Origin of the sequence: Fluoribacter dumoffii NY 23 (assembly GCF_000236165.1) — a bacterium.
Classification (GTDB): Bacteria; Pseudomonadota; Gammaproteobacteria; order Legionellales; family Legionellaceae; genus Legionella; species Legionella dumoffii.
Genome location: NZ_CM001373.1, coordinates 165,406 through 190,248, shown reverse-complemented (window position 1 = coordinate 190,248; position 24,843 = coordinate 165,406). Strand labels below are relative to the sequence as shown.

Here is a 24,843-nt window from a genome sequence, read left to right as displayed (position 1 = left end):
CTTATAAATTAATCTACCATTGTCTTTAAAATTCTTTTATACGTTTTAAACCGCTTTAACGAGGTGGAAAACTTTTCAAAATAATTTTGCGCTTTTAACTCATGAAGCCGCTTTACTTCATGATCGTAATTTAAAATGAGTCCTATTAATTTTTCAGCAATTTCTTCGCTCTTCAGAGGATCAACGTAAATGGCGCAGTCCCCCATAACTTGCTTGTTCGCAGGTATATTGGAAATAATCATCGGCATATTCATGTATAAAGCTTCAAGTGGGGTTATGCTGAAGGTCTCCAATACACTCGGGAAAAATAAAATATCATATTTCTGGTAGGCATGAACTACCTCATCCAAACCTAAGGGCCCCAAATTAATGATACTCTCCTCAACCTGGGCTTTTTTTGCCTTCTCTATCAGGTTTAAATATACGGGGGATGTTGCCGGCAAGGTGACAATAAAATTAACTTTTTTATTGGTTTTACCATTAATTTGCGTCAAAATTTTCGGGATGATCTGATAATTTTTATGCCAATAATCAGCCCCCAAACAAAAAATATTAATTGACTCCCCTAAAGTTCTTTCAATAGGTACCGTCACATATTTCTGTATGGCTTGATTCACGGCATTAGGAATAACAGTCACGAAATCAGGGTTAGTCTTCGTTTTGGATAAGAAGCCATCTTTAGCAACTTGTGCCTCAACACACCACCTGTCCGCCTTTTTGTACCACCACAACTTGTAATTGCATAATAAATAAGTGCGGATCTTATCTTTTGCAGTATTGAGTAATTGATACGCAGTTTTATTAGAATGAGTTACCCACCCATCAGCAATCCCACATAAATGGGGGACGGGAAAATCCACATAAGCCGGACCAAAAAGAGTGAATACCGCACTAAAATGTTGCTGTTTCACTGTATGCTGAAGCTGTTTACGCATCTCCAGGCTGCGAGCAGGGCTTCTATCTAATATAATGACTCGATTATTCTCATAAGGCTCAGCTAATAGTTCCGAAAATTTAGAAAATAAAGTCTGGGTAACCGCAAAATACCAGGTTATTTCCGTATCTTTTATTGCATCTTCTAAAACTGAAGCTGCTACTTGTAAAGCACCTCCCTTTATCAAGGTAGAGCAGTTTAATAAAATTTTCATTGTTCAAGTCAGTTAGTTAAATAGAATTCAGGTCTCGTTAATGGCATTAAGAAAGGCCCCCAAAATAAAAACATTGCCGGAGAATTAAAGCCATGAACAAAAGACATGGATACAATTTCAATTATAAGAATTTTTTTTAAAATCTGTGTTCTTGTATTTTTCTGTCTTACACTAAATGAGGAAAAGATAAAAACCAAGAATAATAAAAAAACTATAATCCCTAATTCAACATATATTTGCAATAAGTAGGATTCAGCTACTGTATGCTCACTGTTTTTATCCAAATCAGAAAAAGTCATATGAGAACCAGGCCCGGAGCCTAGAAAAAGTGTTTCATCCTCAACTGATTGTGCCAGCAAGGATTTGTAGATTGCCATACGTCCTGATTGCGCTGTTTCCTCATTAACTATGTTGGAAAAATCAGCTACCCTGCTAATCACTCTGTATTTTAACAACTCTGTATTTGACAAAACTTCCAGAGCTATAAAAATAAACAGAAAACCGAAAACAATTTTAATCAAATGCTCCAACTTAAAATATTTTAGAGTGTAAAAAATAGCCAAAAGAAATAAAAAGGATTTTGCTCCAGACAATAAGCCTGCTGTAAAAAATAATAGCAATAAAATATTATTAATATTGAATGGATTTAAACTTTCGGCACGATTCAATGCGGTGGTTTCAGAATAGTATATTGTGGAAAACGCCATAAACAGGGAATAAATCTGTGAACTTCCCAACAGTGAATTTGCTCTGAACAGCAATTTATAATCATTAAGTTGTGAGGAGTACAGAAAATTCTTGGACCAGGAATCATCATATAAACCAAATAAGGTTTTGGAGTAAAAATATTGAATGATTCCACAAACAGCGATAACCACCCCCATTGTTTTTATAAATTTATTCGCCACCGTCCAAAAGTCATGCTCATCAAAATGCATGAAATAAATACACCAATAAAATGGAAATAACAGATAAATGAATAATCCACGCGCAAATAGTGCAGTGGCGGAGAAATCCTGTGCTCCGAGAACGCTTAAAAAAAATACAAAAATAACTCCGGCAGAGTATATTAAAAACGAACTTTTTACCTTATGGAAATTTATTCCACAATCAACTAATAAAAAAGTAGAAAAAAATAATAAAAGAACCAGATAAACATAGGAAACAGCAAACTTCAAAAACACTACATTTAACACCGTTCCCATGGCTATAACATAAGGAGCAAGCATGGAATGAATAAATCTTCTAGAAAAACGTACCTCACCCATTTTATCTTCCTGGCTCGTGAGTCAATTTTGATCTTTATTCCAGCTCCATAGGCAAGAATGACTTAGAACAAAACCGCTCAAATTCTTTAAAAGCAAATCCTGCTAAAGATACACGCAAACACTGGATAATGCATCTTGAGAATATTTCTTTGTTTTATTATTTCACCTTTTCTATTAGGGCATTTTCAAAAAATAAGCTTTGAATGCTATGCACAAGGTTATTAATAACTTCGTTATGAATATTTATTTTTTCATCCACTATATATCTTTTAAGAAGAATGAATAAATAGAAAATATAAAGGTATTTAAGCATTGCAAACTTATCTTTCTGGAAGTTATCAAAAAAAGGATAGCTTTCGTATACTTTTTTTACATGGGTATCAACTATTTTTAAATCTTCCAAAGTTATTTTTTTTCGATGAAAATTTTTTGCTTTATAAAAGTAATGAAATAGATCAAAACAGGCAAAAAAATCAATACATGAATACTCAAAGTCGATGAGATAGGATTGCTTACCTGATATCAAAATATTATCAGGGGAAAAATCACCGTGAAAAAAAGCTTTCCTTATGAAAAAAGATGAGATTATCCCTACAATTTGTTCATAGATATCTCTCAAATGATCCCAAACCCCTTCTGATTGCACCAGCATGTTTTTGATTAACCCATTCAATTCCTGAAAAGAACTATTTTCTTTAACCATTTCATAATCAGGACCCGTTAATTCTTGCAACAGTTTTATTTTACGCCCGCAAAAGTCACTTTTAGTTTTCGAACTAGGTATGCCTTCGTAAGCATATAATTTGTTTTCTTCAACTTGGATGACTTTATCTAATCGTTGAATAGCATTAATGCCTCTAGTTTGAAGATAATTTATATTATTTAACTCGTTAGCTGCATGTTTTTTTGCGGAATCACTGACAGGATATCTCAAATAATATTCTTTATTGTGGTTGAGAACTTGCAAGGTAAGGGAAAAATTTTCGGTTTTTGCTGTCCCCAAATAAATATTAACCCCTCCCAACTCTCTATATGATTGGTTAACAAAACTCAATAAGGCACTATTTTTATCTATATTAATTAAATGAGACTTGCATAAATATTTAATTAATCCCATCCGGTAGAGCACTGAAAGTATTTTTTTTGCAAAAACGGCTTTAAAGCTGCGGGAACTTAACATATTCAAGCCGGAAAAAAACACGTTTTTCCCTTCGAGGCTAATTAAATACTTCGCCTTGTGAATTGAGGGTAGGGCTATTGCATTAGGAGTGTTATTTCTTGAAATGCTCAACCCCTCTTTTTCAATCCTTGAAAAATAATTCATGTTGGGATACTTCTTAATACAGTAGTGAACACTTTTTCTGTTAAATCTTTTACTGAGCCATCATTATCGATATGACATACGTTTACATTTTTTAATGAGAAGTTTTTATAACTTTTGTTTAAAACAGTCAGTAATTCTTCAGGGACCTCTCCTGGCTTTCTTGCTGAAAGTTGAGACACATCGGAAGTTAGAACGATCACAGCTTCAGGCTTAGGTATCAATTTGGATAATAATTGGGCTAGCCTTAAACCTGCTTTATTTATACGGTATCTTTGCGGGTCAATGAGCATGTCATAGAAATGTCTGTCAAAAAGAATAAGATGGCCGTTTTTCTTTCGGAAGAACCACATGGGTATATAAAAGAGATAATTTAAAAATACATACACTACTTTACATACCGAGAGAAAAGATGAATAACTGCCATGACTGTGCGGAATATTGACAGTGGTAAATTTTTTGTCGGGTTTAATTTTAAATACATTGGGCTTGAAATATATTTTTTTTAATTGGAATAATTTCCTGTCTATGGAGAGATTGCGTTGAATAAATTCAGATACAGTACTTTTACCGCTCCCATCAGCTCCAAGCAAAACCAGACAGATGCCCTGGGTATTTTTCATAAAAAGCGTACGCAGGTATTTGCTTACTTTTTTGAAATAAAGGGAAATTCGCAAGAAAACTGATTTTTTATTTTCTTTGATGATGAAATAAGAGGGGTTATTCTTTACAGCATTTTTTAAAAAACGGTAATTTTCTTTAAAATTAACACCGTTTTCACTGCTCTGAAAAAAATAATCGCCACTGCAAACCACGCCCACGTTCGAAACCAATCCCACACTGAAATCAAACGCGTGAATATTCTCCTTATCAATAACAATAAAATAAAAATGATGCTTATTATTAATTTTGATAATTGTTCGAATTGCAGAGTTTAATGTAAATTCTTTTATTTTTTCCAAATCCTGACATCTTCTAACTACTATATCAATATCGGACTGGGAAAAATTTAAATCTTCTTCGGCTAATATTTTATAGTCGATTTTATTTTGTTTCATAAACTCTTTTAAGTTGGAATAATAGCCCTCTATTGTCCCTGCTTCTTTCATTAATTCCTTCATTAAAGAACGTACCTCTTAAATTTAGTCACAAAACGAATATCAACCTAAAACTTCCGTCATTATATAACGTCGCTCGGGGATATACGAGACCAGAAAGGACACCCCAAGATATAAAATAAAACATATCAGCGTACAATATGCTGCCGCCAACGGCCCCCAATAGGGGACAAGGATTATATTTAAAACGATATTCAAAACAGCAATAGTAAACATGGAGATTAAAATATAGATTTGTTGTAACTTAAACGTTAGGTAAGTCATCAATACCGAAGCCACAATCCGGCACATTTCTCCCAATAATAAAGGAAGAAAATATCCGCTTTCACTGATATAGTTTGCTGCGCCTAAAACAAGATAGACGCTATTCTTAAAAATTAGTACTCCTGCCGTAGCGAGGATTAGAATCAATACAAAATATTTTCGCAATAATAATACTTCCATCACTTTTTTTGTGGCAATTTCTTTAAAATAGACACTGGGATAATAAGACAGAAAAATTCCGGAAACCAAACTCAGTATGGTTACTATACGATAAGCTACCGCATAAGGTGCTAAAGCCTCATATCCATAATAATATTTAATGATCACTTGATCCGATACAGTAAGCATCCAATGAACAATCACCGTTAACATGGTCACCGCACAAAATTTCAAAAACACGGTTTTATCCATTTCGGTTTCCGATGACTCACTGGAAAAAGTATTTTCCTTCCATAGGAATGCCATTAAATAGGAAATAAAATAGGACATCCCAAGGAAAAATAATGCTGTTTCTGCAGATATATTTTTTCTTTCATAAAATAAAAATAACAAAAATAATATCTTCTGAATTATATTCAGAAAATTATATTTCAGGATTTCCAACTTTGCCCTGGCAAGAACCAAACGTTCTTGATAAAGGATAATGGACGCAAAAGCCAGGTAATAATAATTAGAAAACCAGAGGGCGATAATGAAACAAAAAAACAGGGTGGAAATTAAAGAAAATTTTTTAACATAATGGATAAGTAAATCATTTTTATAAGTATTAATGAAGCGTACATAACCACTCGAGGTACTAAGAGAAATTATGGGGTAGATTAAATTTAGCAAATTGAAAACATAACTATAACTACCCATCTCTTCCTTGGATAAGGTCCTGTTTAAAAAAAAAGTCGCAAAATAAGTAAGTAAAATTCCTATAAATGACGCAGTGGAAAAACCAATAAACTTCTTTACATGCGAATTGCTAATTAAAGCACGTAACGTTTTAGTCATAACAATCGTCGAAATAAAATTTTTCCCCTGTAATGCACTTATCGATGAATTTATTAATCACCTCATCATTTACAAAGTCCTTTAACTCAGTGTACTTATACTTTATAAAATTTAAACCATTCAAATCCATCAGGGTCTCAGGCATTATTCTTCTGAATTGATAATGATAGGCGTATTGCAAGAGACGCTCAAATCGTTCTGCATCTACTTGTAGATTGCCCTCAATCGCAGCAGTGATTAGAGCAAAATAGTCTTCTTTTGTTTTAGGATCAAAGGTTATTCCCTTATTTGTATAAAAAAATTCAGACGCTAAAATCGTCGGGATTTTTAAAAAAGTAGTTTCATAACCAATCGTTGACCCATACAGCAGGGCTGCACAAGAGATTGAAGCTATAGAAATACTTCTGATTTTGCTTTCTGGAGGTACAAAAATTATATTTTCGGGTAAAACACTGCCATATCTCTTTTCCAGTACTTCAAATAATCCACCGCCATTGCCGCCATCTGCATGTTTTTCCGCAGGGTGGGCTCTTATAATCAAAATACAATCGTTTCTTTTTGCAAACCAGTCGATAGTTTCATAGACCCAGGCATTAATATCATCAAAAAATATATTCGGCCTGAAAGTCTGTCCATCCCAAGGGATGCTGGATAATAATGCAACAATAGGCTTGTCGGATTTAATATTCAGTTGGCTGTAAATTTCTTCTTTGGATACTGATTTTTGACTGTCAGCGTAATAGCTCACATAATCAAAGCGCTTGCCTCCAATACCTACCTTCGCTTGTAAATATTCTGTGATTTCAGCTCTTTGTTTTGCAGATAGGGGTTTGTTTATCCATTCGCTAGGACTTTCATGAAGGGGTTCGCTAAGATAAGAAGCATTATGAGCAGCTATAACTCCTGCCCCATGGTACTCTCTTCCCCAGGTAACAAATTTAATACCTCGGCTTAAACAATATTCCTGTACTGTTCCCCAGGTAGAATAAACTCCATGGGAAAGTAAAACAAACTCCACTTTATTTTCACTAAAATAGTTTTCCAGTGCTGTTATGATAAGGAAAATTGTTTCCAGAAATCCTTTTAATTCTTTCGTATTGTCCTGCAAGGAAAAATCAGCACTTTTAAAATAAAGCATCACCGCAGAAGAAAGGGAACGATATACGGGAACCCCTTTATAAGAGAAATGCTCATTTATCTCATTTAAGTTCATGGTCTCTATTTCATCCCTGATTCTTTTTTTCTCATCAGACGAAACATACTTTTCAATAAAGATGCCCTGAACTCCATAAGCCTTTATAAATTTTTGTTGCTCATAAAAGCAGAGGTTACACCTCAAATTCTTACTTAAAGAAAAATCAATCTGGTCACAATAGCCCACTGATTGCCCACACATCAAAGCATCAACATGATAGCCTCTGGACTTTAAAATTAACGAGCAATTCCCTTCAAATAAATTAGATACTGGCGAGACGCGAAAAGGGACGATCAAAACTTTTTTTTTCAACTCTTCTTTTTTCTGAAAATTTTGCGTCAACTTGGTGATTTGCTTATAGGGATCAGAGGGAAATCGATGCCTATAACTGTATTTATAATAGTATAAAAGAGGATTTAACACATTTAAAACTTTTAAAAACTTCACTTAAAAACCTCCATTATTCCTCTACTGTTCACCTGGATTTTTCTATGCTTGTACTTTTGAAAGAAAATCATTTTGGGCCTCCATCATCGTGTTTTTTATAACTCGAGCCGGAACGCCTACAGCTACAGAAAAATCAGGAATGTCTTGGGTCACTACACTACCGGCACCAATAACAGCATTTTTACCAATAGTCACCCCCGGTAAAATGATGGCATTAGCTCCAATCCATGCGCCTTCTTTTACCCTGACCGGTTTAGAGGGGCGCCATCCCTGCTCCATAATAGGGCGGGAGACGTCTTCAAAACTATGATTATCTACATAAATATGCACACCAGAACCAATCAAAACATAATCTTCTATGATTATTTCTGCTCCGTTATCGCGTGGGTCGCCATGCAGCATGGTTCCAGGTCTTATCGTGACATGTGCACCTAAGGAAATTTTGGAACAGGCTACCGCATAAGCACCTGGTCTAAATGAAGCAGTTTGATGAAAATATTTAAACTTTTTTTTGCAAAACTTTAACATGCTGCTATTAAAATAGAGCTTCCAATGACTGATTGGAATATCAGGTCCAATCCGATCGGCTTTCATCCAGAACTGAAGCTTTTTAAAAGTTTTAATTAACATGTCAGGAAAAAATCCCCTTATAATTCCATAAATTGCTCGATTATTCTTAAACCAATTACACCACTTTTTTCGGGATGAAACTGACACCCATAAATATTCTCGTGATGAATTACCGCACTAATAGCCTGTCCATTATAAAAGGTGTCTGCTAAACGTTTAGAGGGACATTGGGGTACTGCCATGTAGGAGTGAACGAAATAAACCGCAGCCTCTTTTTCAATATTTTTTAAAATGGTCTGCTCCCACGCAGAACCCTGTTCCGTAGCAAATAATTTATTCCATCCAATATGGGGAATTTTGTGAGGAACACCCTGAGGATCACAAGGCGGGATCGGGATTACATTACCCTGAATCAAGTCCAAGCCTGTCTGATTACCAAACTCATTACTGTGGCTTAACATCATCTGCATGCCCAGGCAAATTCCTAAAAATGGCTTTCCTTGTTGTACAAAACGTTTTATGGGTTCAATAAAAGATAAATCCGCCAACCCTTTCATTCCATCAGCAAAAGCACCTACCCCTGGCAAGACCAGTCGCTCAGCGGCAAGGATATCTTCCGGAGTTTCTGCAATACGAACTTTGACCTGAAAGTATTCAAAAGCACGAACCACACTAAGCAAATTTCCAATACCGTAATCTATAATTGAAACTGTGGTCATATGCATCTCACATGAATATCATTAGTCAACGCTGCTTTTTTTATATCCGGAATAGCATAACGTTTGTAGTGCAATACATCCGCCATAGCCACTGCATCTGCTTGGCCTGCGGTAACTACGGATAGCAAATCTTCGATTTTTCCCATTCCGCCACTTGCAATAACAGGGATTGTTACTGCATTGGAAACCTGCCTTACCAGATCAATATCAAAACCTTTGCGGGTACCCTCTTGATCAATAGAGGTAAGTAAAATTTCTCCTGCACCAAGTTCCTGCCCTCTGCGGGCCCAATCAATCACATCCATACCGGTATGTTCTCGACCGTTATCAGTCATGGCTTCCCAGGATTGAGGACCTGTTTTTTTTGCTTCAATAGATAAAACCATACATTGCGAACCAAAGCGACGAGAGACCTCAGTAATCAATGAGGGGTTTTTAGTGGCTGCAGTATTAATTGCCACTTTATCAGCCCCGCTGCGCAATAAATGTTTCACGTCCTCAATGGTGCGGATCCCTCCGCCTACTGTTATAGGGATAAACACATTTTTTGCAGTCGCCTTAACAATTTCCGATAAATTATTACGTCCATACAAACTGGCAACTGCATCCATGTATAAGAGTTCATCTGCACCGGTAGCATAATAATGCATGGCAAACGCATTTGGATTGCCTATGACTCTTAATCCCTCGAGATGTACCCCCTTAATCAGGTTTGCTCCTTTGATATCAAGACGCGCTATCAAACGAACGTTACCCATCTAAACCATCTCCAAATAATGGGCTTCGGTCTGTTCAAGATTGTGTACTTGATGACGAAGTAACCATTGGCCGTTCTCATACTTCCATAAATGAGGTGAGCGGAAGCTGTCGGCAAGGGCCATAAAATAAGCTTTATCGATAATAGGTTGTTCAAACATTTTAGACGCTGTAGGGAACTCATTGGGGTTGATACTTAAGTATTTGAAAATCTCTTCAGCAAAACGCTCCGGAAACTCAGTATCAAAGCGTTTAACCAATGCAACACCTTCTTCGCGATTTATATCACCTGAGCGAATTTCCTGGGAAGCATCATAAGTTGCCCGGCCGATACCAAATTTGACCATGGTTGTGAAGTAATGAAAATCATCAATCTTGTCATCGATACTGTTGTATTTGCTGTAAGTTCCAGGCGTTCTTTCAGGCGAAGCCTCAAAACCACCATGTTCTACTGAATAATAATAACAACTCTGCGGATGCCATTTAAGATAGTATCCCAGGTAATGGACATCTATTTCCTGCTCCTTGATTTGTTGAGGATTAGCAGGAAGATAAGCTTCCAGGTCATTATCTGTTAAACCAAAATCATTTTTCAGATCAGCAACGGAGGTACCGCCTAAGAAAATTTTTGTTTTATCCTCAGCAGAAAAATAGCTCCAGTCTCTTCTTGCGGACTCACTATCAGCAATGGGGTTACCGTACTCCGCTTCATTTTCCCCATAAAAAACTAATTTAATCTTATTCAATAATGCCATCTTGGGCGCAAATGCCTTCTGACCAATCATAAAAGGCTGGAAAGGATGAAATAAATTTTCCACCGCCAGGCGCGTCAACAAGCGATGCACGCGGCCATTGGGTGTGAATAAATAATTGTCAAACCCGGCATGCATCCAAGATTGGAAATTACGCCACCCCCATGGAGTGTACATATGAGGAGCCCAGGTTACCGTTAAGGGGTGCATCCCATATTTGTACTTCAGGATGTGAGCTGCATAAAAGCTGTCTTTACCGCCAGAGCCAGGAACAATACAATCATAGGAGCCATCTTTACTTCGAAAGCGATCGCATAATTCTTTTAATTGTTTTTCTCTATCCTCCCAATTAATTGTAGTTTTCTTGCGCTCAGCAACTCTGCATGCGTCACAAATGCCTTCTTCATCAAAATTAATGGTGGATTTTTTTGATTCTTTTTTATGCTCATATTCTACAGCGGAATTAGGTCGTTGATTTGATATAACACACAGCTTGCAGAATTCGACATTCCTGGGTAAACCATATTTTACCTCAAGCTTATCGGAGTCCTGGATAAAATTATTAATTTCAATAGGTTTTGGAGATTTGATTTTTTCCATTGATAACACCCATTCCTTTATGATTTAATTGAGTGTCAGGCAATATATCAAATTATCTTTTCATTTAAAACCATTGTAGCAGGGTTAAGGCTATAAATAATTCCGGCACATTTTTTTAGGATTAATTGAAAAAGATCTGACACAAATCCAATTCATGGTGTGACTTATAAAAAAAAGGATTTTTTTATGAAGAAAATGCTTAAATTATGTTCTTTTGTTTTGCTTTCATTGGGTGTTTTCCCAGTGTTCGCGGCTGAAGAAAATACCGGCGTAGAAAATAACCAATCCCACAATGCTATTTTAAACTACTGGACGCCTGAGCGCTTAAATAATGCCAAAGAAATGCCTCTCCCTCAGATCCAGCCTAATCAACATGAAGAAATTCAAATAAATAATTTAAATACAAAACCTGAGTATCAGGAGGGCCAGCCTCCGGATGAGACGATTCATCCAACTCCCGAAGTCCTGATCCCGCAAAGCCTCCTTCAATTAAAGGAGAAACAAATACCACAAAGGCAGGAGTTTTTTGATAGAGGTAAATCAGGAGCAAACTATACGAGTTCGCGCCTGATTCCCTTAACAGCAGACTTACAATATCCCTATAAAGCGATTGGCAAACTGTTCTTCACGATTCCCGGCGAAGGAGATTTTGTTTGCTCTGCGTCAACCATTCGCCAAAGAATTGTATTGACTGCAGGACACTGCGTGCATGCAGGTTTTGGAGGAAATGCAGGATACTTTACTAACTTCCTGTTTGTGCCGGCTTATCGGGATGGTGTTGCTCCTTTTGGAGCCTGGACATGGAGTTATGTACGCGCCTCAAATGCTTGGATTGTTGGTGCCGGCGACGTTCCTAATTCTGCAGATTATGCCATGATTGAAATGGCTGACAAGGTCATTAATGGGGTAACAACCCGTATTGGTGCCGTAACTGGCCTTTTAGCGTGGCTTACTCCTTCCCCTGTTGCAAATCATGCCCATCTGATAGGCTACCCTTGTAATTTGGATAATTGTGAAAAAATGCATCAGGTAACGTCACAAAGTGTCAGGATTGTCGCACCCAATAATGCGGAATATGGCTCCGACATGGGGGGCGGTTCAAGCGGGGGTCCCTGGATCCAGAACTTTGGAGCGGGGGCTGTAGGGCAAGTCGGCGGATACAATTCCTATCGAAATGCAGTTATTGGAGTGACCTCCTATGGCTACACCGATAGCATGATCCGATTGCAAGGAAGTTCTCTATTTGATAGCCGTTTTACTGATTTAATGAAAATAGTATGTCCTCATAAAGCCGGGAACTGTACGTAGAATCGTAAAAATCAGAACTTTGATGCCCTGTGCATCAAAGTTCGCCCTAACCTTCTCGCTTGCCCGCCTACAAGCTAAACCCATCATCTACAATAAGGTTTTGTCCATTGATATATCTTGAATTTTCTGAAAGTAAAAAGGATATCGCTCCTGATATATCATTTAGCTCGAGCATACCCTTGCCCAACGTATGGTGTTTATATGCTTTTAAAAAGGGTTCGGGTTGATGATCAAAAATTCCTCCCGGGCTTACACTATTCACACGGAAATTACTGTCTGAAACATATTTAACGGCATATTTGTTGAGATGAATTATTGCTGATTTAATGGCTGCATATTCTACCGGCATAGTCATTGTTGTATGGGCATAAATATCAAATCGGGGAGCAACCACTCCGTAAATTGAAGCAAGGTTTACCAAAGAAAAAGGGGTCTTATTTCGTATAAAATAAGCAGCACATTGCTGAGTAAATAAAAATGCTGAGCCCAAATGTAAGGATAAATTTTCATTAAAATCTTTTAAGCGCACATCAAAAAAATGAGACCCATAATTTTTATTGCGCGGATAAGTGCAATTCACAGCCCCATCTAATCCCTCTACTTTTTCAAAGAAATGAATTACCTCTTCTTCACTAGTGATATCAAGTTGCATTAAAGACAGTCGTGCATTATTAATATCGATATCTTGATTCTGTAGTTGCTCTTTCATCCTAACTGGATCAATATCTGCGGCAATCACGGTTGCGTTTTGGTCTAGCAAAGCATTTACTGTATGCGAACCTAACAGTCCTCCTGCACCAGCAATGAGAATTTTTTTATTTTTTAGCATTTTGCTTGAGTCTCTTTAGAGTTAATAATTGCTTCTGCTAACATGAAATCGTAAATATCATCAATATCAATAGCACGCACTTTCGGTACCTCAATACCTATTACTTCCCCTTCAAATAAAGTTGATTTAGATCTGATGAATTCAGGCCTTGTCACATAAACTACAGTAGTCACATCAAAAATTTGGGGAACTTCCTGGCGACGGGAATAATTGGTTCCAGAGTGATTCACCAACTCCAGATATCCTTGTGGAGTTTTTTTAACCATATTAAAAAATGGATTACGATTTGCTGGAGTAACAGAAATACACACATCTGCTTGGGAAGTATTAAACAAATTCACCGCCCCTTCAACATCTTGAACCGCTCTTAAAGGGCTGGTCGGTGGAAGACTGATAAACAGATCAAATGCTCCATAATGAGCAGTTACATAGTCGACTGCATGCCGCCAGGCTAACCATTCAGGACATGTATCGGTTGCAAGTTCTTTGGGTCTGTGGATAACGGTAGCACCCGCTTGGTTTGCAACCGCGGCAATTTCTGCATCATCTGTTGAAACAAAGATATGAGTAATGGCAGGGGTTTGTCTTGCGACATCTATTGAATATTCAATCAAAGGTTTTCCCGCCAGTAATTTTATATTTTTTCGTGGTAAACCTTTTGAACCACCACGAGCAAAAATAAAAGCATGGTTGATCATTGTCTTGTCCCCCAAGTTGCCTTGGACTTAATTTCATCAATCAGCTCAATGGTGCGTTGGGCAGAGCGTAAGTCATTTTTCCCATCACCCTTTTCAATTCTCTCGATAAAATCCTGAAGCATCAAAAGATACATGTTGTTTTTATCCCATGAGGGTTCATTAAAAATAATTTCCTCCCGATTATCCTGGAACAGCAAAATATTATTTTTTAATACATCCCAATAAAGAGAACCTTTCTCTCCTACAAAATGGCAATGCCGTTGTGCATTTTTTTGCAGAAAATCCATATGAACAGAACATAACGCTCCGGAGTTGGCAGTTAAAACAATATCTGCAATTTCTTCAACTTCCAAATCCAATTCCTGGGTGTTGCGAAGCATTCCATATTGATAATTGAGCTCCCCCAAAAACCAGTGCAGATAATCAAGCTCATGACTCAATTCCAGTAGGGCTCCCCCACCTAACTTTTTAGAAGCGGATACGGAGGAACGGTAATGTTTATCATTACGCCACTGAGGAAGATATTGACCTACATGGGCATAAACATTATAGATAGTACCTAATTTTTTTTGCTCCAGTACGGTTTTGACCATTCTGGCTGCTGGTAAATAGCGCAAACAATAAGCGACGCTTACCGGCAAATTCGCTTGTTGCACTAAAGCAATTAATTCTTCTGTTTCATGAATATCGGCGGTGATAGGCTTTTCAATCAATACAGGAATATTGGCTGCGAGCAACATTTTTGCATGCGGGAAATGATAGGTTGCGGGAGAGGCCACTACCGCAAAATCAGGTTTAAACTCGATGGCCTCTTGCAGGCAAACACTCAATCTATCAGCGTTTGCCACACGGCCATCTGGAAGGGAGCCACTTGAAGATACCCCCCAAATTTGAGCGGTGGGCAATATCTTTCTTAGATTGTTTATATGCCGTTTACCGATACTCCCCAATCCTATAACCACAATTTTTTTCATACTTAAAACCTGATGCCAAATTGACATGACCTAAGATTAAAGCGCCTCACAGCAACTCAGGTCACGATCAAAAATTTTATTTAAACAATCAATAACCCGGTCAATATCGCTCGAATTTAAATTAGAACCCGAAGGCAGACAAATCCCCTGCTCAAACAAGTAATCTGAAACGCTAAAGTGTTCATGATGAGGGTAATATACACTGCCTGCAAATAGCGGCTGTCTGTGCATGGGTTTCCATGTTCTTCTGGCCTCAATGTTGTGCTGCTTTAACTGTTCAATGATGTGTGCTGGGCGAATTGCCGCACGCTCGGATTTGATAAACATTGTAGATAACCAACGGGTACTAAAACCATTAGCGATCTCTGGCATCATTTCTATAAAGGGTTTCGTTTTAAAAGCTTCTTTATACTGATCGAAAATTTCTCTTCTTGAATTAATCCTTTTTTGCAGTACTTTGAGTTGTCCTCGACCTATACCTGCGAGAATATTACTCATTCGGTAATTATACCCAATCACACTATGCTCATAATAAGGAGCCGGATCACGGGCCTGGGTTGCTAAAAAACGGGCTTTGTTGATGAGCTGCTCATCTTCCGACACCAGCATTCCTCCTCCGGAGGTGGTGATAATTTTATTGCCATTAAATGAAAAAATGCCAAGTTTGCCGAAAGTACCACTGAATTTGTTATTGTAGGTTGCCCCTAAAGATTCAGCAGCATCTTCAACTATAGGTACATTATAATCATTACATAATCGGCATAGGGCCTCATAATTAGCACTTTGGCCGTACAAATTGACAATGATAACCGCCTTAGGCAACTTGTTATTTCTTTTTGCATCCTGTAAAGCCCTCTCCAAGGCAGCAGGGGACATATTCCAGGTTTCCAAATCCGAGTCGATAAACACCGGGGTTGCCCCCTGGTAGAGGATGGGATTTACCGTTGCTACAAAAGTAAAGCTTGATGCAAATACCACATCACCAGGTTTGACATCTAATAATACTAAAGCCAAATGGATTGCTGCGGTTCCTGAGCTTAGGGCAACTGCTGATTTTATATTGATGAATTCTGCAACTTCCTTTTCAAAAGAATCGACATTGGGTCCTAGGGGAGCAACCCAGTTTGTATCAAATGCTTCCTGCACATATTGCTGCTCATATTCACCCATGTGGGGCGCAGAAAGAAAAATATTGGCCGAGAAATCCTTTCGATGAATTAAGCGCACAGGTTTACCCTCCTCATCCAGCAAGGGAAGGTGATCCAGTTCGAACTCGTTCATGAGTTCATAGGCATCTTGAATACTGGCTGAGGCAGGAAGGTACTTTGAAACAAGCTCTGGCAATTCAGAAAGAAAAGAGTCCAGAGTAAAACCTTTCAATAACAGTCTTCTGATATCCCCATCGGTAATGGTTCTGATAAAGCGTTCTTTTTCATCGACCAGAAACAGTACACCCTGCGCCGTCTCATCCAATTTCTTTAGCGCCGTCTTTAAACTAAATGTTGGCTTTACATATATTTCGTTTATGTTAATCATCTTATTCCTTTTATGCAGCAGGCACACCCTTAACTGTTGTGAACTCTTTTACATCTTTAATTACAACAGAGCCAGCCGCAATTACCGCCCCATCACCAATCCTGACTCCTGGAAGAACAACTGCCCCAGCACCTATCAACACCCCGTTGCCTACACTAACTTGTCCGCCTAAAGTACTATTGGGGGCGATATGCGAACACTCCCCTATACTGACTTCATGATCTACAATAGCCCCATGGTTAACAATAGAACTTCTGCCGATAAAACTTTCAGCAGCGAGAATCGCGTTGGCAGCGATAAACGCCCCATCTCCAATAACAGCGGATTTAGAAATTATTGCTGCAGGATGAATCACGGTAAAAAGAGATATTTCGGGATTAATTGTTTTCAGAATATTTTGTCTTGCGAGATTATTGCCAATGGCTAAATGGATTAGCCCGGAGTAATCTGTCAGCGACTCCATAGTAGAATCAATTGCCAGGCCACAGATCTCCTTTCCCAGTAAATTCTTATTCCCGTCACAAAGCGAAAGCTGGAAAGAATGACTGGAAAGTGAAAGTGCATCAAGAACCACTTTACAGTGTCCCCCACAACCTACAATTTTTAATTGATTAGTATGCATTACTTTTATTCAAGATTTCAGAATTTAAACTGATGGTTTTTAGCAATTGATAGCATCTATCGCTCGTATTACCATCGCCATATATATTCTTATAACTTTTTTTGGGCCTTTTTAATGCCTCATTTAAGCCATCTCTGATTGCTTCACAAGAGATGTCAACATGAATCACATTATCTCCGGCCTCCCGCAAATTTTGTCTACTCCCAATATTGACTACTACGAGATTAAACGATGCGGCTTCAATAATACCACTACTTGAGTTACCCAACATTACATCAACATGTGCGAGGCAATCAATAAATTCAGCTCTTGGTAAATGTTTTATTATGCGTACATTACGATGAGTTCCAAGATCGCGCAAGGCTTCGCGAATGAGTTGGCCGCCAGCATCTGCATTGGGCTCCAAACAAATGACTTGCAGATCAAGATCTAAAGCGGCATGTATTGCATTTTGGAATTGTGACTGGATGTTGAATGTTTCCTGAACGACTGGATGATAAATTAACAAAGCTGTTTTTTTATTTTCATCAAATTCATAGCGATGATAAAAATTCATGCGTTTTGTAGGGTGGAATTTATAAATTTCATCAAGGCCTGGAGCGCCAACTACACTGATTGCGCTTTCGTTTTCACCCATTTTGATTAAACGCTCTTTGGAAGATTCCGTCGCTACAAAATGGTAATGTGATAATTTGGATATTGCATGGCGGATCATTTCATCTACAGTCCCCGAACGTTCGCCCCCGTGCAAATGAACTATAGGTATATTCAAATGAACGGCCGCAATTGCTGCTGCTAACATCTCCCCCCGATCTCCTAATACCAACACAAGGTCAGGTTGTTCTTTTGCAAATATTTCGGTTATTCCTATAATTTCATAGCCGATGGATTTTGCCATGGTAAGGTGGGTGCTTTGTTCAATATCAACAGGAACCTGACCGCATATTCTGAATTCATCTAATTCAATTTCTTTAAGGGTATTCCCGTACAAGGGAGCAAGATGCATTCCTGTTACACAGACAGCCAAATCAATATCGGGAGCTGCATCCAGTTTTTTAAGCACCTCACGCATAAGTCCATAATCTGCTCGAGTTCCAGTAACATAAATTATTTTTCGGGGTTTCATACTTCAATATGTTCCCATAATAAAGTGCTTCCCTCACCCAAATCCACATTGAGGCGAGCGCCGATTACCTTGGGTAGATCACCGGGATTAATTCCATTACCAGGTCTTAACAAGACTACATCCTCTTGGGAAATGATTGCTCCTTTGTTTAAAGTTCGGTTTAAGGTGACACTACGCCGTACCAATTCCCTAACGGGCAACTCGTCATCAGCAGGTTTTTTCACACCGGATCCTAACGCCAGCTCAGTATCTCTTATTGCTCTAACCAAGGATTTCAGTTCATCAGGGTCCATGGATGCCGCATGATCCGGACCGGAAAGATTTTTGTCTAAGGTAAAATGCTTTTCAATGACGCATGCCCCCAAACCAACCGCCAAAGTGGGGATTAAAATACCCAAAGTGTGATCGGAGTACCCTACTGGCAAATTAAATTCATGGGCAAGGGTTTGCATGGCCCTTAAATTAACATCCTTGAATGCCGTTGGGTAATTGGAAGTACAATGCAGAAGGATAAGATTATCCTTTAGACTGTCTCCGTAAAAGGGTTTTACAATGTCAATTGCCTGGCTCACTTCTTGAAGGGTACACATGCCAGTAGACATGATGATCGGCAGTTTTTTTTGTGCAATGTATTCCAGATAAGGGAAGTTTGTCATTTCTCCCGAAGGGATTTTGAGGCGTTTTACTCCTAGCGCCACCAAAAAATCAATCGATTCTTCATCAAAACCCGTAGACATAAACTCTATGCCTAATGAGTTCGCCAGTTCATTTAACAGCAAATGCTCCTCTTCTGAAATTTCCAGTGCCTTGAGCATTTCGTATTGAGTGGATAAATTAGAAGTATTCTGTTTTTGATACTGTGCTTTTTCAGCAGTTTTATTGACTAAGGTATCTGCTTTAAATGTTTGAAATTTGACTGCATCTGCCCCAGCTTCCTTTGCCGCATGAATAAGTGCTTTTGCTAATTCAATATCCCCATTGTGATTGACGCCCGCCTCTGCAATTATAAAGCAACTCATATTATTTATCCTTTAACAGCAAACGACACTTACTTATCAGATCCTGATTAAGCAGGTGAAATACAAACAAATCTTCCAGTTAATCAATGTTATTCTGAAAAAAAGTCCTTATCATCCCAATAACTACTCCACACATCAATCCCATAATAATTGAAATTCCAAGAACGATGCTACGTTTGGGTGATACGGGTAATGAAGGCTCTTCAAGATGTGCGTTTAAACGAAACATACGGAAATCTTCAGCATTTATTTTAATATTCTTATACATATTGTAATCAGTTTCTAATTCACGCAGCGCCGGAAAAAATGCCGTGTCTGATTCGCGATCATTTAGATTACCTATTTCTGCAAGCAACGCTTTACTTCCTCGACCATACATCAAATCGGGTTTCTCTACATCATCAACCACATTCCCCATTATTGGCAAAGGGGTAGAGACCCCAGCAGCTTGAGCAATTTTTAAGGCTTCTTTTACGCGAACCATACGATCCAATGTTCTTGCTCTGGCAGTTGCGCGTGCACTGTCAATTCTTTGTTGTATCTCTTTCAAAATACTTTGTTGATGCTTGGATTTCATACTGATGATTACCTTTTTCGCATCATTATTTGCCATATTAATGTATTGACGAATCCATAGAGCAAGCTTACTAGCCTGAGGCCCTCTGGCTTTAATTATATATTGATTGGGGGTTAATTTAGGGATTTCATTAATTGTAATGGCACGTTTAAATTGATTGTAAAGAATGCTCTTTTGCAAATTATCTTTGGGAGTAATAGCCAAACTGGGCAAATAAATTTGATTAAAAAATTTATGACTTGTTGACTCAGCTAATAATGCGGATGAAAAAATATTGTATACCGTGATCGCCTTCAACGGTTTTATTAACTTCCCAGGAAACGTGGTTCCGTAATTCAGAGCCTCTATATCAATAGGATAGGGTGGGTAAATGCGGGCGTTTACCTCATACAAGGGTTTTGCAAAGTGTAGATAAGTCATTCCAGAGAAAAGGCTAATCAAAGTAACAAGCAAAATAATGTATTTTTGCTTCCATAATGATTTTGCTAAAGTCAACAAATCAATTGCATCATCCATAGGCTTTATTTGTTGTTGCACTGAAAACTCCTTATACAATACTTTCTTCAAGTGGATTTCGGATCTCTTTTTCTCAAGAGATATTTCTTTCTGAAGCTCATGATTTCTTTAGAAGCTCCTTTATGTGGTGCTCCTCAGAAAAAGAGTTTTTGAGTATATGATATTTATAGACGAACTTGAAGACATCACTTCGGTATTTCATACTGGCTTACAGGATTGGTGGACTATGCATTCTGCTATTCATTAAGCGGGTTCATTTCTACCGATGGTATTCCGTAAGACTTGCAGCAATTGATGCAGCGTTTTCCACAGATTTGCCGAGCAAATCTCAATGAGCTAATGCCAGTAAACGTCGACTACCGCAATAATTAAACATGCTTGTTGCCCCGGCCACTGCAAAAAGGATGGGTATAAAAAAACTGAAATTTATCCCTGTGAATTCAATGATCAATATAATTGCGGTAAGCGGCATTTTTTGTGCCGCTGCCAAAAAAGCGGTTGCCCCAATAACAGCAAAAGCAGATATATTTATACCAGGCCATATATAACTCCAAAGCGTACCCAGCACAACAGCCAATAAGGCACCATTAGCAAGAGATGGGGTTAACAGCCCACCTGCAGCCCCAGCCTGGATACTGGTGCAGACGATGAGCACCCGCAAAACTAATAGCACTGCGGCGATACTTAATCCTAACATATTGCCATCAAACCCGAGTTGGGCCGCAGAACGACCATTTCCCAAAATTGCCGGAAAATAAATGGATAGCAAACCGATCATTAAAAAATTGAACAGACAAAAAATAATAATCTTCCAGTTGCGTGGAGCCTTACTTTGCACCCTATTCGTTACTTCTTTAAACCAATAGGCGGAAAAACCAAAAATAGGGCCGGCAATAATTGCCCAAATGACTACGGAATAATCCAGAATCAAAACCGGTATATGGTACATGGATTGATTTCCAAGTCCCATCCAGGAAATAACCACTGCAATCGCAGAGGTCGTAATCGCCGGAATTACTGCAAACCAGCGAAAACTTCCAAGTAATACCTCCAGGGTAAAAAGAGCACCACCCAAAGGGACATTATAGACTGCGGCTAATCCGGCTCCGGCAGCACAGGCCACTAAAATTTGGCTTTCCTTGGGATGTAATTTCAACTTGTTAGTCAGCCAGCAAGCAAAAGTTGCCCCTAATTCCCGAGGCGCAACCTCCCTTCCCATCGGCGATCCCAAAGCAACGGTAATAATTTGCAGAAAGACATGCGCCAAGGTAGTTTTTATGGGCATATAGGGTCGTGGAGATTTAATTGCATTCGCAATACTGACCAAGGGGCGGCCGTAGCGAAAAACTGCCCACCAGCCAAAACCGGCAATGAAACCACAAAGTAAAAGTGCAGTAACTCTTCTTGGAGCAGTTGAATCGCTCACCACGTATAAGAAGCTCTCGTTACCAAGTATGGGAAATACCGTATGCTCATAGGCCAGGTGTTGAATAAAATGCAATAATATTGCCAGGAACATCCCCCCAAAGCCAGAAACAATCCCAATAACAATTGTGGCCGAAAAAAAATGATACCACCGGGATGTTAAATGTTGGGTCATGAACTACTCCTTAATTCATAAGCAAAGGGTCGACTGCATCAAGGAACGGCTTTTTTTGACCGTCAGGAAGCAAAATCCATGCAAAATGCTTCAGTAGCATCCCATGCTCCCCTGTAGGCAACGATTTTTCTTTCATCTGCTCAATTCACACGTTCACCAAGATGGTTACATCCTGCATGACCTATATTCATAAAGGATTATGGTTGTTCAATTTTCCAGCTATTTGTAATTGATGAGCAACGATGCGAGCCAAGTAGTCAAATTCAATGTTAACCCTTTTTCCCTGTTTTAAAACACCCAAAGTAGTATTAAGTAACGTGTGGGGAATAAGCATTAATTTAATACTTTGATTTGCCACGGAATTAATCGTTAAGCTTACTCCTTCAACCGTAATACTCCCTTTGGGTACTAAATACAGCATGGCATTAGCATCAAAACCGCTTAACTCAACTTCAACAAACTCATCCATGTGTTTCAAGGCATGAATGTGTGCTACTGCATCAACATGTCCACTTACATAATGCCCACCAAAACGAGTCGATGCAAGCATGGCGCGCTCCAAATTGACTTCATCCCCAATTTTTAAGTTACCTAGAGTGGTTTTGTTCAAGGTTTCGGGAGACACATCAAAATTTAAATTCGAATCAGCAGAGGGTAAGAACGTGAGACATACCCCATTTACAGCAATGCTTTCACCTACCTCTAGCTGTTTAAGACCTGAGGAAATGGTCAATCGATTTGCCTCACCATATTTTGTATTGCTAATCACAGTCCCTTTTTCTTCAATGATGCCGGTAAACATGAAATCCTCTTATTCCTGACTCAGGTGGGTTCGTCTTTCTTGCATGGTTTCCACGCTATTAATCACTGTTTGCCGGCAAATCTCTTGCATTACAGGGATTTCTTTCAAAGGAGTACCTTGATGGATGGTATAGGCGATCAGGAAACTATCACGCCATAATTTTTCATTACGTTTTTCTTTCGATTTCATCCATAAAGCTATCCATAAAAAATGAAATTGCCATTTATCACGATGTAATTCCATCTCTTCAGAAAAAACAGCATCAATGGCCTCTTCCATGCGACACACTCTAATTCCATCAACAAAACTGCTATTATGATTGACAATCTTGTCTACCAAAGGATTTTCCAGGTACCAGGATTCTGTAAACGATTTGCTTTTAAGCCATGACTTCGAACGGCGTAAGGATTCAGCAATGGCTTCTTGGGTAAAGGGAGTGATTTGGATGCTCATTTGCTCAAAAAGATAATCCAGATCCAGTTTCACAGGCCGTAAACGCAGGCCCAATAATTCTTGCATCTCTAAAAATTGAACATTGGGGATCTCATTCTTTTCGATAGTTATCGCCAGGAAATGTTCCACCATCATTGTGAAATAAGAGAGATCGACTTCCCGTAACGTTACATTCTCGTCAAAAGCTTTTTTGTAATAGTCTTTTACATCTTTTGCTGAAAGAGCAGACGTTATCCAGGAATCCTTAATACCCAATTCATACTTTAACAACAAACCACACAATCTGTTTTTCCGGTGCTTGCGAACGTGAAGAAAAACACCTTGTGAGCCCATGCCATCCACTTCGGTCGCGCGGATAGTCACTTTGGCAGTCTCGGGTTCAGGTGCAAATACAACCCCTTTTTTTCGTTGTGTCTTTATCCATGAATTAAAGAGCGCATGGTATTGTTCTGGATACCAATACTTAATTGTCTGCAGCCGTGAAAGTGATATAGAGGAAAAAGTTACCAAGTCAATGATTTGGCTAAGCGTATTAAGTGCAATTTCGCGCACCTCCGCTTTAGGATGCAGTAAAATGAGTAGGGCAATATCCGCCCCCTCTTCAATGTTGTATAAATCAACCATGAGATCGATAAAAAATTCTGCAGGCATCGCATAGCTTTGTGCAAAAAAATTCTCGGCAATTTCAAATACGTTCAACTCAGAGAGTTCATGAATCAAATCACGTATGGCATCTAAATGGGAGATGGGTTCGCCTTCAGGAGCAGCCTCTTCCTCATCGCTGGCAAGATCGTAATAGGCATTTTTTAAATCTTCGGTCAATTCAACATGCGACTCATAAAAAGAATTTAATACGGGAAGCCAGAAACTTAAGGTATGTTTGCGCGCATTTATCATTTCCGCTAAATGATTCATCAGTTGGGCCAATGTCTTTATGGGAACTTTATTATTGGATTCAGCAGCCCCCTGTAATTGCGCAACACAAATATCTAGAGCAAAAACACAGGCGGAATATACTGAAAGTCCTTCATCCAGTTTTTCTTCCAAGTTATTGATAATGTCCACTAATTTAAAAGCAAGCTCAGGCTCTTGAAAAAATAAAGTATATAATTGGGGATCTGGTTCCGCATTTTGTTCGATGAGGGTAGCCATTTCCGTAAGTAGGTGATGCAGTTCTGACGAATTATAGGTCATATTTTTCCAGGTACCTGTCTTGGTCTGCCTTCTTCATCTATTGCTACAAAAACAAAAACGCCTTCAGTGACTTGATAGGTTTCACTTTGGGTAGCAGGATGTGCCCATACTTCAACACTAAAGGTCATGGAAGTAGTACCTTGTTTTATCAAAGAAACGTAACAGCTCACAAGATCGCCCACATGCACCGGTTTTAAAAAACTCATTGAATGAATAGCAACCGTGGCTACCCGCCCCAATGCCAACCTTTTTGCTATTATCCCGGCAGCCAAATCCATTTGTGACACAATCCATCCACCAAATATATCACCATTGGCATTGGTATTTGCAGGCATTGCCAAGGTCTGGATAGCGAGTTCTCCTTTTGGAGTATTGATCATGATTCACCATCATCTTGTATGTTCGAGTACTGTGGTGCAGCGTTGTACGTAACTT

24 protein-coding genes are annotated in these 24,843 nt (G+C 38.7%); 1 reads left to right on the top strand and 23 read right to left on the bottom strand.

Annotation, left to right across the window (positions count from 1 at the left end; translation table 11 throughout):
- Positions 1 to 8: 8 nt before the first annotated feature.
- The 10 genes from KYQ_RS00890 to KYQ_RS00845 all read right to left on the bottom strand — a co-directional run bounded on the left by KYQ_RS00890 (position 9) and on the right by KYQ_RS00845 (position 11,154).
- On the bottom strand, positions 9 to 1,148 hold the full coding sequence (locus KYQ_RS00890) for a glycosyltransferase (RefSeq protein ID WP_010652336.1): 1,140 nt from the start codon (positions 1,146 to 1,148) through the stop codon (positions 9 to 11).
- Between the two features lie 8 nt (positions 1,149 to 1,156).
- Positions 1,157 to 2,416, bottom strand: coding sequence for an O-antigen ligase family protein (locus KYQ_RS00885; protein ID WP_019349457.1), 1,260 nt, complete (start codon positions 2,414 to 2,416; stop codon positions 1,157 to 1,159).
- 157 nt (positions 2,417 to 2,573) lie between these two features.
- On the bottom strand, positions 2,574 to 3,596 hold the full coding sequence (locus tag KYQ_RS00880; RefSeq protein WP_231294633.1) for a phosphotransferase family protein: 1,023 nt from the start codon (positions 3,594 to 3,596) through the stop codon (positions 2,574 to 2,576).
- Positions 3,597 to 3,736: 140 nt separating this feature from the next.
- A complete protein-coding gene (locus KYQ_RS00875) occupies positions 3,737 to 4,858 on the bottom strand; it encodes a thymidylate kinase-like protein (RefSeq protein WP_010652333.1) in 1,122 nt (373 codons plus the stop codon).
- Positions 4,859 to 4,897: 39 nt separating this feature from the next.
- Entirely contained in the window at positions 4,898 to 6,115 is a 1,218-nt protein-coding gene (locus KYQ_RS00870; RefSeq protein ID WP_010652332.1) for a lipopolysaccharide biosynthesis protein, read from the bottom strand.
- Positions 6,108 to 7,757, bottom strand: coding sequence for a hypothetical protein (locus tag KYQ_RS00865; protein WP_010652331.1), 1,650 nt, complete (start codon positions 7,755 to 7,757; stop codon positions 6,108 to 6,110). Before KYQ_RS00865 ends, KYQ_RS00870 begins: the two co-directional genes overlap by 8 nt.
- A gap of 42 nt (positions 7,758 to 7,799) precedes the next feature.
- Complete coding sequence (locus tag KYQ_RS00860) at positions 7,800 to 8,387, bottom strand: acyltransferase (protein WP_010652330.1); 588 nt, start codon at positions 8,385 to 8,387, stop codon at positions 7,800 to 7,802.
- 17 nt (positions 8,388 to 8,404) lie between these two features.
- Positions 8,405 to 9,046: an imidazole glycerol phosphate synthase subunit HisH gene (gene hisH / locus KYQ_RS00855; RefSeq protein WP_010652329.1), complete on the bottom strand. Its 642-nt coding sequence runs from the start codon at positions 9,044 to 9,046 to the stop codon at positions 8,405 to 8,407.
- Positions 9,043 to 9,804 (bottom strand): imidazole glycerol phosphate synthase subunit HisF, encoded by a 762-nt coding sequence (gene hisF / locus KYQ_RS00850; protein ID WP_010652328.1) that lies wholly within the window; start codon positions 9,802 to 9,804, stop codon positions 9,043 to 9,045. Before hisF ends, hisH begins: the two co-directional genes overlap by 4 nt.
- Positions 9,805 to 11,154, bottom strand: coding sequence for an N-acetyl sugar amidotransferase (locus tag KYQ_RS00845; RefSeq protein WP_010652327.1), 1,350 nt, complete (start codon positions 11,152 to 11,154; stop codon positions 9,805 to 9,807).
- A 186-nt stretch (positions 11,155 to 11,340) separates the two neighbouring features.
- On the opposite strand from KYQ_RS00845, the gene KYQ_RS00840 reads away from it, so the two are divergent.
- On the top strand, positions 11,341 to 12,462 hold the full coding sequence (locus KYQ_RS00840) for a trypsin-like serine peptidase (RefSeq protein WP_010652326.1): 1,122 nt from the start codon (positions 11,341 to 11,343) through the stop codon (positions 12,460 to 12,462).
- 67 nt (positions 12,463 to 12,529) lie between these two features.
- Here the strand turns inward: KYQ_RS00840 and KYQ_RS00835 are convergent, their stop codons facing one another.
- From KYQ_RS00835 to KYQ_RS00775, 13 genes are all read right to left on the bottom strand, one after another.
- Complete coding sequence (locus KYQ_RS00835) at positions 12,530 to 13,291, bottom strand: oxidoreductase (RefSeq protein ID WP_010652325.1); 762 nt, start codon at positions 13,289 to 13,291, stop codon at positions 12,530 to 12,532.
- On the bottom strand, positions 13,285 to 13,989 hold the full coding sequence (locus KYQ_RS00830) for an acylneuraminate cytidylyltransferase family protein (RefSeq protein ID WP_010652324.1): 705 nt from the start codon (positions 13,987 to 13,989) through the stop codon (positions 13,285 to 13,287). The genes KYQ_RS00835 and KYQ_RS00830 overlap by 7 nt, the downstream gene beginning before the upstream one ends.
- Positions 13,986 to 14,963, bottom strand: a complete 978-nt coding sequence (locus KYQ_RS00825) for a Gfo/Idh/MocA family protein (RefSeq protein WP_010652323.1) — start codon at positions 14,961 to 14,963, stop codon at positions 13,986 to 13,988. The genes KYQ_RS00830 and KYQ_RS00825 overlap by 4 nt, the downstream gene beginning before the upstream one ends.
- Before the next feature lie 36 nt (positions 14,964 to 14,999).
- Positions 15,000 to 16,499, bottom strand: coding sequence for an aminotransferase class I/II-fold pyridoxal phosphate-dependent enzyme (locus tag KYQ_RS00820; RefSeq protein WP_010652322.1), 1,500 nt, complete (start codon positions 16,497 to 16,499; stop codon positions 15,000 to 15,002).
- A 10-nt stretch (positions 16,500 to 16,509) separates the two neighbouring features.
- The gene (locus KYQ_RS00815) at positions 16,510 to 17,121 is read right to left on the bottom strand and encodes an acetyltransferase (RefSeq protein WP_010652321.1); all 612 of its coding nucleotides are present in this window, start codon (positions 17,119 to 17,121) and stop codon (positions 16,510 to 16,512) included.
- A complete protein-coding gene (neuC, locus tag KYQ_RS00810) occupies positions 17,111 to 18,247 on the bottom strand; it encodes a UDP-N-acetylglucosamine 2-epimerase (RefSeq protein ID WP_010652320.1) in 1,137 nt (378 codons plus the stop codon). Before neuC ends, KYQ_RS00815 begins: the two co-directional genes overlap by 11 nt.
- On the bottom strand, positions 18,244 to 19,266 hold the full coding sequence (gene neuB / locus KYQ_RS00805) for an N-acetylneuraminate synthase (protein WP_010652319.1): 1,023 nt from the start codon (positions 19,264 to 19,266) through the stop codon (positions 18,244 to 18,246). The genes neuC and neuB overlap by 4 nt, the downstream gene beginning before the upstream one ends.
- Before the next feature lie 79 nt (positions 19,267 to 19,345).
- Complete coding sequence (locus tag KYQ_RS00800) at positions 19,346 to 20,380, bottom strand: Wzz/FepE/Etk N-terminal domain-containing protein (protein WP_010652318.1); 1,035 nt, start codon at positions 20,378 to 20,380, stop codon at positions 19,346 to 19,348.
- 307 nt (positions 20,381 to 20,687) lie between these two features.
- Positions 20,688 to 21,959, bottom strand: a complete 1,272-nt coding sequence (locus KYQ_RS00795; protein WP_010652317.1) for a chloride channel protein — start codon at positions 21,957 to 21,959, stop codon at positions 20,688 to 20,690.
- Positions 21,960 to 21,969: 10 nt separating this feature from the next.
- On the bottom strand, positions 21,970 to 22,095 hold the full coding sequence (locus tag KYQ_RS19615) for a hypothetical protein (RefSeq protein WP_019349455.1): 126 nt from the start codon (positions 22,093 to 22,095) through the stop codon (positions 21,970 to 21,972).
- A 51-nt stretch (positions 22,096 to 22,146) separates the two neighbouring features.
- A complete protein-coding gene (gene ribE, locus KYQ_RS00785) occupies positions 22,147 to 22,761 on the bottom strand; it encodes a riboflavin synthase (RefSeq protein ID WP_010652316.1) in 615 nt (204 codons plus the stop codon).
- Between the two features lie 9 nt (positions 22,762 to 22,770).
- Positions 22,771 to 24,408 carry a hypothetical protein gene (locus KYQ_RS00780; protein WP_010652315.1) on the bottom strand — a complete coding sequence of 546 codons (1,638 nt, stop codon included), beginning with the start codon at positions 24,406 to 24,408 and terminating at the stop codon, positions 22,771 to 22,773.
- Complete coding sequence (locus KYQ_RS00775; RefSeq protein ID WP_010652314.1) at positions 24,405 to 24,788, bottom strand: acyl-CoA thioesterase; 384 nt, start codon at positions 24,786 to 24,788, stop codon at positions 24,405 to 24,407. Before KYQ_RS00775 ends, KYQ_RS00780 begins: the two co-directional genes overlap by 4 nt.
- Positions 24,789 to 24,843 lie beyond the last annotated feature (55 nt).

Excerpts from the sequence above, each read along its gene's own strand:
- KYQ_RS00890 (WP_010652336.1), bottom strand. The coding sequence starts at position 1,148 with ATGAAAATTTTATTAAACTGCTCTACCTTGATAAAGGGAGGTGCTTTA.
- KYQ_RS00885 (WP_019349457.1), bottom strand. The coding sequence starts at position 2,416 with ATGGGTGAGGTACGTTTTTCTAGAAGATTTATTCATTCCATGCTTGCT.
- KYQ_RS00880 (WP_231294633.1), bottom strand. The coding sequence starts at position 3,596 with ATGTTAAGTTCCCGCAGCTTTAAAGCCGTTTTTGCAAAAAAAATACTT.
- KYQ_RS00875 (WP_010652333.1), bottom strand. The coding sequence starts at position 4,858 with ATGAAGGAATTAATGAAAGAAGCAGGGACAATAGAGGGCTATTATTCC.
- KYQ_RS00870 (WP_010652332.1), bottom strand. The coding sequence starts at position 6,115 with ATGACTAAAACGTTACGTGCTTTAATTAGCAATTCGCATGTAAAGAAG.
- KYQ_RS00860 (WP_010652330.1), bottom strand. The coding sequence starts at position 8,387 with ATGTTAATTAAAACTTTTAAAAAGCTTCAGTTCTGGATGAAAGCCGAT.
- hisH (WP_010652329.1), bottom strand. The coding sequence starts at position 9,046 with ATGACCACAGTTTCAATTATAGATTACGGTATTGGAAATTTGCTTAGT.
- hisF (WP_010652328.1), bottom strand. The coding sequence starts at position 9,804 with ATGGGTAACGTTCGTTTGATAGCGCGTCTTGATATCAAAGGAGCAAAC.
- KYQ_RS00845 (WP_010652327.1), bottom strand. The coding sequence starts at position 11,154 with ATGGAAAAAATCAAATCTCCAAAACCTATTGAAATTAATAATTTTATC.
- KYQ_RS00840 (WP_010652326.1), top strand. The coding sequence starts at position 11,341 with ATGAAGAAAATGCTTAAATTATGTTCTTTTGTTTTGCTTTCATTGGGT.
- KYQ_RS00835 (WP_010652325.1), bottom strand. The coding sequence starts at position 13,291 with ATGCTAAAAAATAAAAAAATTCTCATTGCTGGTGCAGGAGGACTGTTA.
- KYQ_RS00830 (WP_010652324.1), bottom strand. The coding sequence starts at position 13,989 with ATGATCAACCATGCTTTTATTTTTGCTCGTGGTGGTTCAAAAGGTTTA.
- KYQ_RS00825 (WP_010652323.1), bottom strand. The coding sequence starts at position 14,963 with ATGAAAAAAATTGTGGTTATAGGATTGGGGAGTATCGGTAAACGGCAT.
- KYQ_RS00820 (WP_010652322.1), bottom strand. The coding sequence starts at position 16,499 with ATGATTAACATAAACGAAATATATGTAAAGCCAACATTTAGTTTAAAG.
- KYQ_RS00815 (WP_010652321.1), bottom strand. The coding sequence starts at position 17,121 with ATGCATACTAATCAATTAAAAATTGTAGGTTGTGGGGGACACTGTAAA.
- neuC (WP_010652320.1), bottom strand. The coding sequence starts at position 18,247 with ATGAAACCCCGAAAAATAATTTATGTTACTGGAACTCGAGCAGATTAT.
- neuB (WP_010652319.1), bottom strand. The coding sequence starts at position 19,266 with ATGAGTTGCTTTATAATTGCAGAGGCGGGCGTCAATCACAATGGGGAT.
- KYQ_RS00795 (WP_010652317.1), bottom strand. The coding sequence starts at position 21,959 with ATGACCCAACATTTAACATCCCGGTGGTATCATTTTTTTTCGGCCACA.
- KYQ_RS19615 (WP_019349455.1), bottom strand. The coding sequence starts at position 22,095 with ATGAAAGAAAAATCGTTGCCTACAGGGGAGCATGGGATGCTACTGAAG.
- ribE (WP_010652316.1), bottom strand. The coding sequence starts at position 22,761 with ATGTTTACCGGCATCATTGAAGAAAAAGGGACTGTGATTAGCAATACA.
- KYQ_RS00780 (WP_010652315.1), bottom strand. The coding sequence starts at position 24,408 with ATGACCTATAATTCGTCAGAACTGCATCACCTACTTACGGAAATGGCT.
- KYQ_RS00775 (WP_010652314.1), bottom strand. The coding sequence starts at position 24,788 with ATGATCAATACTCCAAAAGGAGAACTCGCTATCCAGACCTTGGCAATG.